Here is a 16,053-nt window from a genome sequence, read left to right as displayed (position 1 = left end):
GCCAGGAAAAAGAACTCTCGGTATTTGCTGGTCAATACAGGTGCGACCGGGCGCAAGCGGACCGACCTTGCACTTTCCCGGTGCCCGCGCGCTGAAATGTGGTGCAAAAAATAACAAAAAATCTAGCCACTCTTCGCCAATAAACAGCAAAAAAAATTCAATTAATTTTTTTCGCGGCGAGTTTGGCCGGGGCGACGGGTTTTGTTCGGGTGGCTCAGGTCATGGGCTACAGACAGTTATCCACTATTCCTGTGGATAACCTTGTGTATTAGAGTTAGAAAACTTGCGGTAAGCTAGAGAGTACGCGGCCTGCGGCCGAATTGGCGCGAAACCCGTCTTTTATTAAATTCTATTAAATATCAATTATTTAAATAAAATCAATGCCTGTAAGAAAAGTGTCACCGACTGCCATAAAACATTCATCCCCTCGCTTGACAAATGTTAAATGGCCATACTTTTTGGGGATAACCCTGAGGCGTGGTCGATTATCCCGTAAAGCGGTTTTTATTCGTCCATGTTGGCGGTAAAAAGCGCTAATTAGTCCGACTACGATAATATGGTACTGTTTTTATATCCAGTATTTTTTATTGGCAAAAGCTGAGCCGGCGAGTAGAATTAAACACCTGCCGTTCAACCCTTCTTCAGGTTCTGATTGATGAGTAAACCGTTCAAGCTGCATTCTGCTTTCCGTCCCTCCGGCGATCAGCCGGAAGCCATTCGTCGCCTGGAAGAGGGGCTGGAAGATGGCCTGGCGCATCAAACCCTGCTCGGGGTCACCGGCTCAGGTAAAACGTTTACCATCGCCAACGTCATTGCTGACCTGCAGCGCCCGACGATGGTGCTGGCGCCAAACAAAACCCTGGCGGCGCAGCTATACGGCGAAATGAAAGAGTTCTTCCCGGAGAACGCGGTGGAGTATTTCGTCTCGTACTACGACTACTACCAGCCGGAAGCCTACGTGCCAAGCTCGGACACCTTCATCGAGAAAGATGCGTCGGTGAACGAACATATTGAACAGATGCGTCTGTCGGCGACCAAAGCGCTGCTGGAGCGTCGCGACGTGGTGGTGGTGGCCTCGGTCTCCGCTATCTACGGTCTGGGCGATCCGGATCTGTATCTGAAAATGATGCTGCATCTGACGGTCGGCATGATTATCGACCAGCGCGCTATTTTGCGCCGCCTGGCCGAGCTGCAGTATACCCGCAACGATCAGGCCTTCCAGCGCGGTACCTTCCGCGTGCGCGGCGAGGTGATTGATATCTTCCCGGCGGAGTCTGACGATATCGCGCTGCGCGTTGAGCTGTTCGATGAGGAAGTTGAGCGCCTGTCGCTGTTCGATCCGCTGACCGGTCATATTGAGTCGACGATCCCGCGCTTCACCGTTTATCCCAAAACCCACTACGTCACCCCGCGCGAGCGCATCGTCCAGGCGATGGAAGAGATTAAAGTTGAACTGTCGGAGCGGCGTAAGGGACTGCTGGAGAACAACAAGCTGCTGGAAGAGCAGCGTCTGAGCCAGCGTACGCAGTTCGACCTCGAAATGATGAACGAGCTGGGCTACTGCTCGGGGATTGAAAACTACTCGCGCTATCTGTCGGGCCGTGGGCCGGGCGAACCGCCGCCGACGCTGTTTGACTACCTGCCGGCCGATGGTCTGCTGGTCATCGATGAGTCCCACGTCACGATCCCGCAGATCGGCGGTATGTACCGCGGGGACCGGGCGCGCAAAGAGACGCTGGTGGAGTACGGTTTCCGCCTGCCGTCGGCGCTCGATAACCGTCCGCTCAAGTTTGAAGAGTTTGAGGCCCTGGCGCCGCAAACCATCTATGTTTCGGCGACGCCGGGAGCCTATGAGCTGGATAAATCCGGCGACGAGGTGGTGGACCAGGTCGTCCGTCCTACAGGGCTGCTGGATCCGGTCATCGAAGTGCGTCCGGTAGGCACCCAGGTCGACGATCTGCTCTCGGAAATTCGCATCCGCACCGCGATCAACGAGCGCGTGCTGGTCACGACGCTGACCAAACGCATGGCGGAAGATTTAACCGAATATCTGGAAGAGCACGGCGAGCGGGTGCGCTACCTGCACTCGGACATCGACACCGTGGAGCGCATGGAGATTATCCGCGACCTGCGCCTCGGCGAGTTTGACGTGCTGGTGGGGATCAACCTGCTGCGTGAAGGTTTGGATATGCCGGAAGTTTCGCTGGTGGCGATCCTGGATGCCGATAAAGAAGGCTTCCTGCGCTCTGAACGCTCGCTGATTCAGACCATTGGCCGCGCGGCGCGAAATATCAACGGCAAAGCGATTCTCTACGGCGATAAAATCACCCCGTCGATGGCGAAAGCGATCGGGGAAACCGAGCGCCGCCGCGAGAAGCAGCAGGCGTACAACGAAGAGCACGGTATCGTTCCGCAGGGTCTGAATAAGAAAGTGGTCGATATTCTGGCGCTCGGTCAGAATATCGCGAAAACCAAAACCAAGGGGCGCGGCAAGTCTCGCTCACCGGTTGAGGCGGATGTCGTCGCGCTAACGCCGAAGGCGCTCCAGCAGAAGATTCACGAACTGGAAGGGCAGATGATGCAGCACGCGCAGAACCTGGAGTTTGAAGAGGCGGCGCAAATTCGCGACCAGCTTCACCAGCTGCGCGAGCTGTTTATCGCCGCTTCGTAGCGGCGTTGCCAGATAAATATCGCCCGGGCCTTACCGGGTCTTCGGGCGATGGACGGGATGTGTTTTTCGTAGGTCGGGTAAGGCGCCAGCCGCCACCCGACAGAAAAGCGGGCACATGAGCCGAAACGCTTTGGTTATTTGTTGCCCCTCTGTCGCGATTTTCCGTGATGCTTAATGTTGGCTTAATCTTGTTTGGCGAAACTATCCTCACTTTACTGAGGATAGCGCCATGCAAAAATTAACCTTCCGCGAATACCTGGCAGTCACCTGCGCGTTTGTTATCGTCGTTGCCTTTTTCCATCAGTGGGTGCTGACGTTCTGACGCGAAGCTTTAGGGAAGAGTACCCAGGCGCGAACGCCGGGCCCGGGCTGTCGGTTATGTAAAAAGAACTGCGCGTCGTGCAGCTGGGCGATGCGGGTGACGATGCTTAACCCGAGACCAATACCGCCATAGCGGCTGTCCATGCGGACGAACGCTTTGCTTAACTCACCGCTTTTAGCCTCATCAATTCCCGGGCCTTCATCCTCAACGGCCAGAATGGGCGTTGGGCCAGGCGCTATCGACACTTTAATCGTCGACCCCGTCGGGCTATAACGATGCGCGTTTTCGACCAGGTTACGTAAAATAACCTGCACCAGCGTGGCGTCGCCCGACACGATTGCCTCTCCATCCTTGACGTTGATCGCCAGCGTCTGCTGGCGCTGCTGCAGCATAGTCTCAAGCTCGCTCTGCAGCGGTTCGATTACATCCTCTTTCAGCGCAACCTGCTGATAGCTTCCGGCGGAGAATGACTGGCCAACGCGCGCCAGCTGAAGCAGCTGGGTAATGCTATTGGTCATTTGATCGAGACGCTGAATTAGCGGGTCCACGCTAACGCCATGCACTTTCGCCAGAAGCTCCAGGTGCAGACGCAGCCCGGCCAGCGGCGTGCGCAGCTCATGGGCGACGTCGGCGGTAAACAGACGCTCGCGATCGAGGGTTAAATTCAGGCGGGACACCAGCTGATTAATCGCGGTGGTCACCGCGGTGACTTCAGGAACCGATTCCTTCAGCGTGATAGGCTGCAGGTTGTCCGGGGTGCGGCTTTCCAGCTCGAGCTGCAGTCTGGAAAGCGGCTTTGTGATTTTTTTCACCGCCAGCAGGGAGATATACAGCGCCAGGCCGATAATCAGCAGGCTTGGGATCAGCAGGCTGGCTACCGCTTCGCGAACCTCATGCTCAATATGCTTCTGATTGTTATGCCCTTCAATGGCGCTGGCGACCAGCAGCTGAATCTGCTCCTGACTTTCATGCCACAGCCAGAACACGCTGATGAGCTGACAAACGGCCAGAATAGCGCCAATTGTCAGCAGCAGCCGATGACGCATAGTCCAGTTTTCACTGACAAAAAAAGCCATAGCGTTATTCGGTCTCCGCGTTATCAACCAGCATATAGCCAAAGCCCCGGACGGTGCGGATGCGTGATTTGCCGACTTTATCGCGCAGATTATGGATATGCACCTCCAGCGTGTTGGTGGCCGGTTCGTTGTCCCAGCTGTAAATGTCGTTGTAGAGAATTTCGCGATGCACCGGGCTGCCCGCTTTCATCATCAGGCGTGAAAGCAGAGCGTACTCTTTGGGCGTTAAATCCAGGGACTGCTCGCCGAGCCAGACCAGCCGCCGGGTGACGTTCAGGCGCAGATTGCCGACGGACAGTTCGTTATCGCCCTGATTATTGTGACGACGCAGCAGGGCGCGAATGCGCGCGTTCAGCTCTTCCAGCGCAAACGGCTTAACCAGGTAGTCATCCGCGCCGGTATCCAGGCCGCTGATGCGGTCATCCACGGTATCGCGGGCGGTGAGGATCAGTACCGGCTGGCTGAACTTCTCCCGTCGCATGCGCGCCAGGAAGTGCAGACCGTCTTCATCCGGCAGGCCGAGGTCGAGAACCACCAGGCTGTAGTGGTTGCTGGCCAGAGAGAGGGCGGCTTCGTGGGCGGTTGATACGCCGTCGCAAACGTAGCCCTCGCTTTGCATCGCCAGAATTAACCCTTGTAACAGGAGCGCATCGTCTTCAATGACTAAAATTTTCATCGGCCTGCCTCTCTACATGGCGTTAAAATATCGTCTGTTGCCTGGTACTCGCGGGTGCTGACCCCGAGCAGACCGAGCAGGGTGGAGAAAAGATTATCCTGCGAATACGCTTGCGTTTTCGCTTTTTGCTGCAAACACTGGCTGGACACGCCATAGCGCTGTTGATAATCCGCTGACAGCCACAGCAGCATCGGGACGTGTTTTTGCGTCTCCGGGGCGATGGACCACGGTAGCCCGTGTAAATACACCCCATCCTCGCCAAGCGACTCGCCGTGATCCGAGAGATACACCAGGCTGGTGGTAAATTTATCCTGCTTTGACTGCAGTAATTTTATCGCTTTGTCGACCACATAATCGACATACAAAATCGTATTATCGTAGGTATTGGTGAGCTGCTGCTGGGTACAGCTCTGAATCTCGTTGGTGTCGCAGGTGGGCGTAAACTGTTTAAACTGCGCCGGATAACGATTGTAGTAGGTTGGGCCGTGGCTGCCGATAGTGTGCAGAACGATAATCCCGTCCTGCTGCAGATTATCGATATAGTTCTCCAGGTTATGGAACAGCACCTCATCGTAGCACTCGCCGTCGATGCACTGGCCGCTAAGCTTGAGATCGGTGACGTTCTGGTGCGGTACCCGGTCGCAGGCTCCTTTACAGCCGCCGTCGTTATCATTCCACTGAACCTGAATTCCCGCGCGCTGCAGGATATCCAGCACGCCTTCCTGATGGTGCGCCAGCTCTTCATCATAGTGGGCGCGCGGCATATTAGAGAACATGCACGGTACAGAAACCGCGGTCGCGGTGCCGCAGGACGTGGTGTCGGGGAAATAGATAACATTATCCTGTTTCAGGCGCGGGTTGGTCTCGCGGGCGTAGCCGTTCAGGGAAAAGTTTGCCGCCCTTGAGGTTTCGCCTAACACCACGATAGTCAGGTTTTTCCGCGGTCCGCTGCGCATCTCCGGCTTCTGAACCGCGTCTTCGCCAATTTTGACCAGCGGAAGATTATCCATCCTGTTATGCGCATACCAGGAGTTCACGGCCACAATGCTGTTTGACGGGCTCAGGGACTTAACCAGCTCTTTATTATTGCGAAACAGCGAGGCGTAATCTTTATAGAAAAATGCCGCGACCAGAATAATCAGTAGCGCTGAAACCACGATGCTCAACAGCCTTACCGCCACGCTGCGCCACAGGGTTGCCGGTTTGCGGATTTTAACCCACCAGGCCACGACCACCGCCAAAATGCCGGAGAGTCCCAGGATCAGGACCATTTTTCCGGAGAGTAGCGCAAAGCTTTCGGCGGGAGTGGTATCGAGAATATTGGTGATCATCGCCCGATCGATAACCACGCCAAAGGTCCAGATAAAATACTGGGCCGAGGCGCTAAGCAGAATAAACAGGCTGATAACGAGGCGGTCAAGCTTAAGAAATGACGCTAGCGTGGTGATGATATTCATCACGCTGATAGCCACTATCGGCATACTGAGGAACACCAGCCAGTTATGCAGGCCGTTGACCGGCAGCAGGGTAAACGCCTGGCGATAGAAAGCGATGTTCAGCGCCAGGCCAATATAGCAGGCGAACAGAATCAAATAGACCGTACGGTTAAGCATTGGCCGACGTAAAGAAAATAACGACATAGCGAAGTCCACATAAAGAGATGTTCGCTATGCTGCCCGTTTTTTTTTAAGACAACCTTAAGATTTTAAGCCTGCCTGTTTTTGTCGCGAGGATAAGGCCGCGTTGAGGATTAGCCTAAGGCCTGAATCGCTTTATCCAGCGCGCGGCGCAACAGCTGGCGATCGTGACGATAGGGCACATCGCTGGCGTCCAGCGGCGTCTGAATGACGACCCGATCCTTAACCCCTGCGATATCGGCTTTCGGGCCGACAACCAGCGCGTCAATCACCCGTTTACCAATCTGCTGCTCCATAATGGCGACCCTGTCCGCCAGCGTCAGGCTGGCTGCCGGGCTATGCTCTTTGCCAAGGTTATCGATAAACACCATTGGCGCGGGCGTGCGGCGCAGCGCCTTCGCCATCTCATCAAGCAGCAGAATCGGCATCAGGCTGGTATAGAAGCTGCCGGGGCCAATCAGGATTAAATCGGCTTCGGCGATGGCTTCTATCGCTTCACGGGTGGTGGGCACCGGCGGGGAGAGCATAAGCTCGCGCGGCACGCTGGCAAGCTGATCGATATTCACTTCACCGTAAACTTCGTGCCCTTCATGGTCGATGGCCATAAGATCGACCGGTTGTTCCGACATCGGGATCAGAAACGCGTCGACCTTAAGAAGATTCCTGATCAAATTGATCGCTTCAAGCGGACGTACGCTCAGGTGATCCAGCGCCTTAAGCATCAAATTGCCGAGGTTATGCCCGGAAAGCTCGCCGTTGCCGCTAAAACGGTACTCAAACATCGCCGAGGCCACGCTGGGTTCGGCGATGAGCTGATTAATACAGTTGCGCATATCGCCCCAGGCGATGCCGCCTTCCGCGCGACGAATGCGCCCCGTAGAGCCGCCGTTATCGGTCGTGGTGACGATGCCGGTGAGGCGTGAACCGAGCGAAGAGAGGGATGACATTACCCGGCCCAGCCCGTGCCCGCCGCCGAGTGCCACCACGCGATCCAGATCGGCGAAAGTGCGATTGCGCATAAAAATCCCTTATAACCATTTATCGGGCTCACAGTAACCGATCTACCCCTAAAAGACGATGGGCTGAATCTGACAAACTGACCGACATCAATGCAAAAGCGTGGTTTTTAGCTATTCTGTAGCGAAAATACGCGATCGTATCGATATATACATTATTATATAACGAAACTGGAAATGGCATAACCGTTATTAAAGCGCTACTATTCGGCGTAACCCACTAACACTCTAGCCTCTGTGCCTGTGTCGAAAGATATGGTGCTTTGGCCGTGACAACCTCGGTTGCCACCAGGGCGCGAAAAGAAATGACCGCGTCTCCCGTATTTGGAAAGGTGTCTATGGCTTCACAGCTTACCGATGCATTTGCGCGGAAGTTTTACTATCTGCGTTTATCAATTACCGACGTATGCAACTTTCGTTGCACCTACTGTCTCCCCGATGGCTATAAGCCCGGCGCCGTCACCAATAAAGGCTTTCTCAGCGTTGATGAAGTTCGCCGCGTGACGCGCGCGTTCTCCGCCCTGGGGACGGAAAAGGTGCGCCTGACCGGCGGCGAACCCTCGCTGCGTCGCGATTTTACCGACATCATCGCCGCGGTGCGGGAAAACCCTTCTATTCGCCAGATTGCGGTCACCACCAACGGCTACCGGCTGGCGCGCGACGTTGAAAGCTGGCGCGATGCCGGGCTGACGGCGATTAACGTCAGCGTGGATAGCCTCGATGCGCGTCAGTTTCACGCCATCACCGGCCAGGACAAGTTTCATCAGGTGATGGACGGCATCGATGCCGCATTTGCCGCTGGCTTCGAAAAAGTGAAGGTCAATACCGTGCTGATGCGCGACGTTAACCATCACCAGCTCGACACTTTTCTGGCGTGGATCCAGCCGCGCCGCATTCAGCTGCGTTTTATTGAATTGATGGAAACCGGCGAAGGCAGCGATCTGTTCCGCCGCCATCATATCTCGGGCATGGTGCTGCGCGATGAGCTGCTGCGTCGCGGCTGGATCCATCAGATCCGCCAGCGTAGCGACGGCCCGGCGCAGGTGTTTTGCCATCCGGATTATGCCGGGGAAATCGGTCTGATTATGCCTTATGAAAAAGACTTCTGCGCTACCTGTAACCGTCTGCGCGTCTCTTCCGTGGGTAAATTGCACCTGTGCCTGTTCGGCGAAGGCGGCGTCGATCTGCGCGATCTGCTCGCCGATGAGCAGCAGCAGCCGGCGCTGGAGGCGCGCATATCCGAGGCGTTAACGCACAAAAAACAGACCCACTTCCTGCATCAGGGCAACACCGGTATTACCCAGAACCTGTCCTATATTGGCGGATAATTCATTTTAAGGAGCGATCAGATGAGCCAGGCCAGCGCTGAGTTTATCCCGACCCGTATTGCTATTCTCACCGTCTCCAGCCGACGTGGCGAAGAGGACGACACCTCCGGACACTGGCTGCGCGACGCGGCTGAGGAGGCGGGGCACGTCATCGTCGATAAGGCGATTGTGAAAGAGAACCGCTACGCCATTCGCGCTCAGGTGTCGGCGTGGATTGCCGGCGATGAGGTGCAGGTGGTGCTGATTACCGGCGGCACCGGTTTTACCGACGGCGACCAGGCGCCGGAAGCGCTGCTGCCGCTGTTTGACCGCGAAGTGGAAGGTTTCGGCGAGGTGTTCCGCATGCTCTCCTTCGAAGAGATCGGTACCTCGACCCTGCAGTCCCGCGCCGTTGCCGGGGTGGCGAACCGCACGCTGATTTTTGCGATGCCCGGCTCAACCAAAGCCTGTCGTACCGCATGGGACAATATTATTGCGCCGCAGCTCGATGCGCGCACGCGCCCGTGCAACTTTATCTCTCATCTTAAGAAGTAATTTATGACGCAGCTGACCCATATTAACGCCGCCGGCGAAGCGCACATGGTCGATGTCTCAGGGAAAGCGGAGACGGTTCGCGAAGCGCGCGCCGAGGCCTATGTTGAAATGCAGGCTACGACGCTGGCGATGATTATCGACGGTAGCCATCACAAAGGCGATGTCTTTGCCACCGCGCGCATTGCCGGGATCCAGGCGGCAAAACGCACCTGGGAGCTGATTCCGCTTTGCCATCCGCTGATGCTGAGCAAAGTCGAAGTCAATCTGCAGGCGCAGCCCGAGCATAACCGGGTGCGTATCGAATCCCTGTGCCGTCTGACCGGGAAAACCGGCGTTGAGATGGAAGCCCTGACCGCCGCTTCCGTCGCCGCGCTGACGATTTACGATATGTGCAAAGCGGTGCAGAAAGATATGGTGATAGGTCCGGTGCGCCTGCTGGCGAAAAGCGGCGGCAAGTCCGGCGATTTCAGAGTGGAAGATAGCCATGATTAAGGTTCTTTTTTTTGCCCAGGTGCGCGAACTGCTCGGCACCGACTCCCTGACGCTCGATCCGCAAGGCCTGACCACGGTTGAAGCCGTTCGCCAGCAGCTGATCGCCCGAGGCGGCCGCTGGGCGCTGGCGCTGGAGGAGGGCAAGCTGCTGGCGGCGGTAAACCAGACGCTGACGACGTTTGATCACCCGCTGGCGGCCGGTGATGAAGTGGCGTTTTTCCCGCCGGTCACCGGGGGGTAACATGACGCAGACGCGTATTATTGTCAGCCATGACCGCTTTAAGGTCGGCGACGAATACCCCTGGCTGGCCGAGCGCGATGAAGACGGCGCGGTAGTGACGTTTACCGGCAAGGTCCGCAACCACAACCTTGGCGACAGCGTCAAAGCGCTGACCCTCGAACACTATCCGGGGATGACGGAAAAGTCGCTGGCGGAGATTGTGGAACAGGCGCGCGAGCGCTGGCCGCTGGGCCGGGTGACGGTGATTCACCGTATCGGCGAGATGTGGCCCGGGGAGGAGATTGTCTTTGTCGGCGTCACCAGCGCCCACCGCGGTAGCGCGTTTGCGGCGGGGGAGTTTATTATGGATTACCTGAAGACCCGCGCGCCGTTCTGGAAGCGGGAGGCGACGCCGGAAGGCGAGCGCTGGGTCGATGCGCGAGATAGCGACCGTGAAGCGGCAGAACGCTGGTAGTGTGGTACGCTTAGAAGATAAATTTCGTTAATCAGGAGACAGTCATGGATAGATATCCTCGTTCCGGGTCGATCGTACAGGGTCGCAGCGGACTTCAAACTTATATGGCGCAGGTGTACGGCTGGATGACGGTCGGGCTGCTGCTCACGGCGTTTATCGCGTGGTTTGCGGCCAACACCCCTGCGGTGATGATGTTTGTCTTTTCCAGCAAAATAACCTTTTTCGGCCTGATCATCGCCCAGCTGGGGCTGGTATTTGTGCTCTCCGGCATGGTGCAGCGGCTGAGCGCGGGAATGGCGACCACTCTGTTTATGCTCTATTCGGCGCTAACCGGGCTCACCTTATCCAGTATATTCCTCGTCTATACCTACTCATCGATCGCCAGTACCTTCGTGGTGGCAGGCGGGATGTTTGGCGTGATGAGCCTTTACGGCTATACCACTAAACGCGACCTGAGCGGCTTCGGCAATATGCTGTTTATGGCGCTTATCGGTATCCTGCTGGCGTCGCTGGTTAACTTCTGGCTGAAGAGCGAAGCGCTGATGTGGGCGGTGACCTACATCGGGGTGATCGTCTTCGTCGGCCTGACCGCCTATGACACCCAGAAGCTGAAAAACATCGGCGAGCAGATTGACGTTCGCGATGCGTCAACGCTGCGCAAATACTCGATTCTTGGGGCGCTGACGCTGTATCTGGACTTTATCAACCTGTTCCTGATGCTGCTGCGCATTTTCGGCAACCGTCGTTAACTCGTTCCCGGATGGCGGCGCGATGCGCCTTATCCGGGCTACCAGACCGCAGAAAACGATGAACCTGTAGCCCCGGTCAGCATCCGCGACCGGGGCTTTTTTGACTACTCGCCCGCCAGCTTGCGCTGGTTTTTCTCCCGCAGATGCTTCGCCCGGCTCTCCAGAATCAGGTAGCCGATGGTCGCCAGCAGCAGCGGCAGGAAGTAGTACAGGGCGCGATAGGCAAGCAGGGCGGCAATAATCGCGCCGCGCGAAATCTCTTCCCCGGAAAGCATGGCGATAAATACCGCCTCAAGCACGCCAATGCCTGCCGGAATATGCACGATAACCCCCGCAATGCTGCTGACCAGCAGCACGCCGAGCACGAGAAAATAGTCCACCTGCGGGCCCAGCAGCAGCCAGATAATCGCCCCCATCGCCATCCAGTTCAGGCTGGAAACCGCCATCTGCAATAACGCGAAGCGCCAGGACGGCAGAACCAGCCGCTGGCCTTTTATCGTCAGATGGCGCTTTTTAGCAAAGGCGCAGGCCCACAGGTAAAACGCGGAAATCAGCAGTAAAACGACGCCCAGAATTTGCAGCGACGACTGGCTGATATACCAGCGCTCGGGCACCTTCACCATGCCGGAGCTAAAAATAATGCCGCCGAGCAGAATATAGCCCAGCCAGTTGGTGGTAATGCTCAGGGAGAAGATACGGGTAATGGTTGCGCCGCTCAGGCCGAGGCGCGAGTAGAGCCGATAGCGCATACCAATCCCACCCACCCAGGTGCTGAGCGTCAGGTTAAAGGCGTAGCAGATAAACGACACCAGCATCACCTGGCGTTTAGCCAGCTTGTGGCCGCAGTAAGCGCGCCCCAGCAGGTCGTAGCAGCCATAGATCAGGTAGCTGGCGATAACCAACCCGATGGCGCTGAGCAGCGCCGTACGGTTGTAATCGCGAATGACCTTCCACACGTCCTGCCAGTCGATTTTTTGCGCATAGACCACCAGCAGAACGACGACGGCGATAAAAAAGAGCACCGTCAGGATTTTTTTCGCCATCCGCCAGCGAGGGTGAGATTTCGCCATCAGGATTTCACCTCCTGGTTTTCCGGGTCCACGCGGTCCTGGGTTTCTATTTCTGGCTGTACCGGGGGCTGAACCCGCGACAGCAGCGGCGTATGGGCCGGTAGCCATCCGACCCAGGCAGGGAAGTGGCGCAGGAAGTGGAACGCCAGCACGCTAATGCCGAGCCGCCACCAGGTTCGTTTCGACAAAATGCGCTTATCGACCTCGCGGCAGTCGTTAAGGATTAAGCCATTGAGATTATCGCGCAGCGTCTGGTTAAACTCGCGGTCGTGAATCACCAGGTTGGCTTCCAGATTCAGCGACAGGCTCAGGGGGTCGAGGTTGCTGGAGCCCACAGTGGCCCAGTGATCGTCCGCCAGCGCCACTTTGCCGTGCAGCGGACGGCGGCGATATTCGAAAATCTGCACGCCGCCTTTTACCAGATAGTGGTAGAGCAGGCGCGCGCCGAATTTGACAATCGGAATATCCGGCTCACCCTGAACGATGAGCTTAACGCGCACCCCGCGGCGGGCAGCGTTGCGCATAGCGTGCAGCAGCCGATAGCCGGGGAAAAAGTAGGCGTTAGCGATAATCACTTCCCGGCGGGCGCTGGTCAGCATCTTCAGATAGTGACGCTCAATATCATCGCGATGATCCTGATTATCCCGCCAGATAAACAGCGCCTGCGCTTCGCCGGGGTTGCGGTTGATTTCAGGCTTATGCCGACGCCGCTGCCACCAGCGTCGGGTCGCTTCGCTGGTGGGGAGGTTTTCGAGTTCAAATTGCAGAATATCGAGCACCACCGGCCCTTCGACCTGTACGGCGTAATCCTGTTTGGCCTCCGGACCGTAATCGGTCATGTGCTCGGCGGAGTAGTTAATGCCGCCGACAAAGGCGGTAACGTCGTCGATCACCACGATTTTGCGATGCATACGGCGAAATAAATTAGTGCGCATGCCGAGCAGGCGCGGGCGCGGATCGTAATAGCGAAAAATCACGCCAGCCGACGTCAGCTCGCCCACAAAGCTTTCGCTTAAATCCGGCGAGCCGTAGCCGTCCAGTAAGACCTCGACGCGCACGCCGCGCTGGGCCGCTTTTAACAGAACGGCATGGAGCTGTTTGCCGACGTCATCTTCAAACCAGATAAAAGACTCAAGGATCACCCGCTGCTGCGCGCGGCCGATGGCGGCAAACAGGGCCGGATAATAGTTATCGCCATTTTCTAATAGCCGAATGCGGTTTCCTTCCTGCCAGCTGCATTTCACAGATGTATCTCCACGCTAAGCGGTGCATGATCGGACAGATGACGCCACTGTTTTAACGCCAGCGCTCTGGGCTGGCTGGCGTGGGCGTTTTTTACGTAGATGCGGTCAAGTCGCAGCAGCGGAAAGCTGACCGGGAAAGTGCGCGCCGGGCGCCCTCTGGCGCGGGTAAAAATCTCCTCCAGCCCGGCCTGGGCTTTAAGCTGGCGGTTCGCCTGCTGCCGCCAGTCGTTAAAATCACCGGCTACCACCACCGGTTCGCCCGCGGGTAAACCGTTCACCCAGTCTGCCAGCATCGTCAGCTGGGCCTGACGTTGATGAGCGCGCAGTCCCAGGTGCACGCAGAATAAATGGATAGCGATGCCGCTTTCCGGCGGGACGATGCGGCAGTAGAGCAGGCCGCGCTTTTCGCTGTTGCCGACCGAAACATCGAGATTTTGATAATGTTCGATGGGGAAGCGGGAGAGGACCGCGTTGCCGTGATGCCCTTCCGGGTAAACGGCGTTGCGGCCGTAGGCATAATCGCTCCACATGGTATCGGCCAGAAACTCATAGTGGGTGGTATCCGGCCAGTTTTCGATATGCAGCGGATGAATTTCGTGCGCCCCCATTACCTCCTGCAGGCAAACAATGTCGGCGCTGACGCTGCGCACCGCTTCGCGTAATTCGGGCAAAATAAAGCGGCGATTGAACGCAGTAAACCCTTTATGGGTGTTAATTGTCAGCACGTTTAACGAAAATCGCGGCATTTGTTTGTCCTTATTTCTCTGGGCAATGTCACTTTCCTGTAGGAAATAGTGTAGTAGAGGTCACAAAAAGATGCGGTGATACGGAATTTTCCGTAAAGTGCGGTACTCTGAGTAGCAGAGAAAAATCCTTCAGGAGAGAAGCCATGAAGTGGCAACAACGTGTACGCGTCGCAACGGGTCTTAGTTGCTGGCAGATTATGTTGCATCTACTGGTCGTGGCAGTACTGGTGATGGGTTGGATGAGCGGCGCGCTGGTGCGCGTCGGATTAGGTTTGTGCGTGCTGTACGGCGTCACGTTAGTGTCGATGCTGTTTTTGCAGCGCCATCACGATGAGCGCTGGCGCGACGTCGGTGATTTCCTTGAGGAACTCACCACCACCTGGTACTTCGGCACCGCGGTGATCGTGCTGTGGCTGCTGTCGCGCGTGCTGCACAATAACCTGCTGCTGGCCCTCGCCGGGCTGGCAATACTGGCCGGTCCGGCGGTGGTTTCACTGCTGGCAAAAGATAAAAACAGATACGCTAAATCGTTCGGGCTACAACAAGGCGGCAACGCAGCGAATCCCCAGAAGCATAGATAACTATGTGACTGGGGGGAGCAAGGCGAGCCAGCACAGTTGTGGCTTGAACGATGACGAGTATTACGCGATCTTTCTTCGGAACATCGCATACGCCGCCGAGCCGGTGGTGGCCGCTATGACCAGTAGCGGCCACAAACTTCCCCACACGATTTCCAGACTCGCATCCTTCAAATAGATCTGCTTGGTGATATCGGTGAAATGACGAATCGGGTTCACCCACGTCAGGTTTTGTAGCCATACCGGCATATTTTCCACCGGCGAAACGTAGCCGGAGAGTAAAATCGCCGGCATCATAAAGACGAATACGCCGATAAACGCCTGCTGCTGCGTGGAGCACAGCGACGAAATCAGCAGTCCGAATCCTACCAGCGACAGACCGTAAACGATCATCGTGAAGTAAAACAGCAGCAGTGAGCCAGCGAAGGGAATCTGATAGGCCCAGATACCGATCCCCAGCACGATGGTCGCCTGCAGGGTGGCGACAATCAGCGCCGGGACCGCTTTACCGATAAAGATCTGCCAGGTTGCCAGCGGCGAGACCAGCAGCTGGTCGAGCGTCCCCTGTTCGCGCTCGCGGGCAACGGAGAGCGAGGTGACGATCATTACGCCGATGGTGGTGATCATGGCGATCAGCGACGGCACCACGAACCATTTGTAATCGAGATTCGGGTTATACCAGTTGCGTACCACCAGCTCGCTATTGTTCGGTTTGGCTTTGCCTTCCAGCAGGTCCTGCTGATAGCTTTTGACGATCTGCTGGAGGTAGTTGGCGGCAATTTGCGCGCTGTTGGAGTTGCGCCCGTCCAGCAGCAGCTGGAGCGGGGCGGTCTGGTTGGTGTCGAGGTTGCGCGAAAAATCCGCCGGGAAACGCACGACCAATAGCGCTTTTTGTTCATCGATGGTCGGTCTTATTTCCTGAGGGCTTTTCAGTAACAGCACGTGGGTGAAGGCTTTGGCGCGGGCAAAGCGCTGGGTCAGCTCCACGGCGTGCTTGCCGTTGTCTTCGTTATAGATGGCGATGGTGGCGTTCGTTACCTCCAGCGTGGCGGCAAAGGGGAACAGCAGCACCTGAATGAGCACCGGCATAATCAAAATCGCCCGCGTCTGCGGTTCACGCAACAGCGACTGTAGCTCTTTGCGGATTAACGTCCATAAGCGATGGAACATCTTATATTCTCTCTTTATACTGCTTTGTATTCCCGGACTGCGCTTATCC

The 16,053-nt window shown here is 56.5% G+C and carries 16 protein-coding genes and 1 riboswitch; of the genes, 8 read left to right on the top strand and 8 right to left on the bottom strand.

Translation table 11 applies throughout. The features are described 5' to 3' along the window. The first annotated feature begins 655 nt into the window (after nucleotides 1–655). Complete coding sequence (uvrB, locus tag ABLU87_RS02200) at nucleotides 656–2,671, top strand: excinuclease ABC subunit UvrB (protein WP_004849041.1); 2,016 nt, start codon at nucleotides 656–658, stop codon at nucleotides 2,669–2,671. Nucleotides 2,672–2,971: 300 nt separating this feature from the next. On the opposite strand, the gene pmrB is transcribed toward uvrB, so the two are convergent. The 4 genes from pmrB to yvcK all read right to left on the bottom strand — a co-directional run bounded on the left by pmrB (nucleotide 2,972) and on the right by yvcK (nucleotide 7,401). Continuing rightward, nucleotides 2,972–4,069 (bottom strand): two-component system sensor histidine kinase PmrB, encoded by a 1,098-nt coding sequence (gene pmrB / locus ABLU87_RS02195; protein WP_014228490.1) that lies wholly within the window; start codon nucleotides 4,067–4,069, stop codon nucleotides 2,972–2,974. 4 nt (nucleotides 4,070–4,073) lie between these two features. Beyond that, a complete protein-coding gene (gene pmrA, locus ABLU87_RS02190; RefSeq protein ID WP_004849045.1) occupies nucleotides 4,074–4,745 on the bottom strand; it encodes a two-component system response regulator PmrA in 672 nt (223 codons plus the stop codon). Then, complete coding sequence (gene eptA / locus ABLU87_RS02185; protein ID WP_025108112.1) at nucleotides 4,742–6,385, bottom strand: phosphoethanolamine transferase EptA; 1,644 nt, start codon at nucleotides 6,383–6,385, stop codon at nucleotides 4,742–4,744. The genes pmrA and eptA overlap by 4 nt, the downstream gene beginning before the upstream one ends. A 110-nt stretch (nucleotides 6,386–6,495) precedes the next feature. Further along, nucleotides 6,496–7,401 (bottom strand): uridine diphosphate-N-acetylglucosamine-binding protein YvcK, encoded by a 906-nt coding sequence (gene yvcK, locus ABLU87_RS02180; RefSeq protein ID WP_014228492.1) that lies wholly within the window; start codon nucleotides 7,399–7,401, stop codon nucleotides 6,496–6,498. 209 nt (nucleotides 7,402–7,610) lie between these two features. Continuing rightward, nucleotides 7,611–7,749, top strand: a riboswitch (molybdenum cofactor riboswitch). Here yvcK and moaA point away from each other — a divergent pair. The 6 genes from moaA (at nucleotide 7,737) to ABLU87_RS02150 (ending at nucleotide 11,196) form a co-directional block, all read left to right on the top strand. Then, entirely contained in the window at nucleotides 7,737–8,726 is a 990-nt protein-coding gene (moaA, locus tag ABLU87_RS02175; protein ID WP_014837864.1) for a GTP 3',8-cyclase MoaA, read from the top strand. It overlaps the preceding riboswitch by 13 nt. Before the next feature lie 21 nt (nucleotides 8,727–8,747). After that, nucleotides 8,748–9,260, top strand: a complete 513-nt coding sequence (gene moaB / locus ABLU87_RS02170) for a molybdenum cofactor biosynthesis protein B (RefSeq protein ID WP_009653795.1) — start codon at nucleotides 8,748–8,750, stop codon at nucleotides 9,258–9,260. A 3-nt stretch (nucleotides 9,261–9,263) separates the two neighbouring features. Beyond that, nucleotides 9,264–9,752: a cyclic pyranopterin monophosphate synthase MoaC gene (gene moaC, locus ABLU87_RS02165; protein ID WP_014228494.1), complete on the top strand. Its 489-nt coding sequence runs from the start codon at nucleotides 9,264–9,266 to the stop codon at nucleotides 9,750–9,752. Beyond that, the gene (gene moaD, locus ABLU87_RS02160) at nucleotides 9,745–9,993 is read left to right on the top strand and encodes a molybdopterin synthase sulfur carrier subunit (protein WP_122117186.1); all 249 of its coding nucleotides are present in this window, start codon (nucleotides 9,745–9,747) and stop codon (nucleotides 9,991–9,993) included. The genes moaC and moaD overlap by 8 nt, the downstream gene beginning before the upstream one ends. A gap of 1 nt (nucleotide 9,994) precedes the next feature. After that, nucleotides 9,995–10,447, top strand: a complete 453-nt coding sequence (moaE, locus tag ABLU87_RS02155) for a molybdopterin synthase catalytic subunit MoaE (RefSeq protein WP_004849058.1) — start codon at nucleotides 9,995–9,997, stop codon at nucleotides 10,445–10,447. Between the two features lie 44 nt (nucleotides 10,448–10,491). Next, nucleotides 10,492–11,196: a Bax inhibitor-1/YccA family protein gene (locus ABLU87_RS02150; RefSeq protein WP_025108111.1), complete on the top strand. Its 705-nt coding sequence runs from the start codon at nucleotides 10,492–10,494 to the stop codon at nucleotides 11,194–11,196. 104 nt (nucleotides 11,197–11,300) lie between these two features. On the opposite strand, the gene ABLU87_RS02145 is transcribed toward ABLU87_RS02150, so the two are convergent. Genes ABLU87_RS02145 through ABLU87_RS02135 form a run of 3 tightly spaced genes read right to left on the bottom strand, consistent with a single transcriptional unit; the run spans nucleotide 11,301 to nucleotide 14,256 of the window. Further along, complete coding sequence (locus ABLU87_RS02145) at nucleotides 11,301–12,266, bottom strand: YbhN family protein (protein ID WP_025108110.1); 966 nt, start codon at nucleotides 12,264–12,266, stop codon at nucleotides 11,301–11,303. Continuing rightward, the gene (gene clsB, locus ABLU87_RS02140) at nucleotides 12,266–13,510 is read right to left on the bottom strand and encodes a cardiolipin synthase ClsB (protein ID WP_014837867.1); all 1,245 of its coding nucleotides are present in this window, start codon (nucleotides 13,508–13,510) and stop codon (nucleotides 12,266–12,268) included. Before clsB ends, ABLU87_RS02145 begins: the two co-directional genes overlap by 1 nt. Beyond that, nucleotides 13,507–14,256, bottom strand: coding sequence for an endonuclease/exonuclease/phosphatase family protein (locus ABLU87_RS02135; protein WP_014228498.1), 750 nt, complete (start codon nucleotides 14,254–14,256; stop codon nucleotides 13,507–13,509). Before ABLU87_RS02135 ends, clsB begins: the two co-directional genes overlap by 4 nt. Nucleotides 14,257–14,399: 143 nt before the next feature. Here ABLU87_RS02135 and ABLU87_RS02130 point away from each other — a divergent pair, with 143 nt between their 5' ends. Then, nucleotides 14,400–14,837 (top strand): YbhQ family protein, encoded by a 438-nt coding sequence (locus tag ABLU87_RS02130; RefSeq protein ID WP_004130686.1) that lies wholly within the window; start codon nucleotides 14,400–14,402, stop codon nucleotides 14,835–14,837. A 60-nt stretch (nucleotides 14,838–14,897) separates the two neighbouring features. On the opposite strand, the gene ABLU87_RS02125 is transcribed toward ABLU87_RS02130, so the two are convergent. Further along, nucleotides 14,898–16,004: an ABC transporter permease gene (locus tag ABLU87_RS02125; RefSeq protein WP_004849064.1), complete on the bottom strand. Its 1,107-nt coding sequence runs from the start codon at nucleotides 16,002–16,004 to the stop codon at nucleotides 14,898–14,900. Nucleotides 16,005–16,053: the final 49 nt, after the last annotated feature.

The organism is Klebsiella sp. CB_Kp196 (assembly GCF_040061575.1).
Classification (GTDB): domain Bacteria; phylum Pseudomonadota; class Gammaproteobacteria; order Enterobacterales; family Enterobacteriaceae; genus Klebsiella; species Klebsiella michiganensis.
This window is presented reverse-complemented; position numbering and strand designations above follow the sequence as displayed.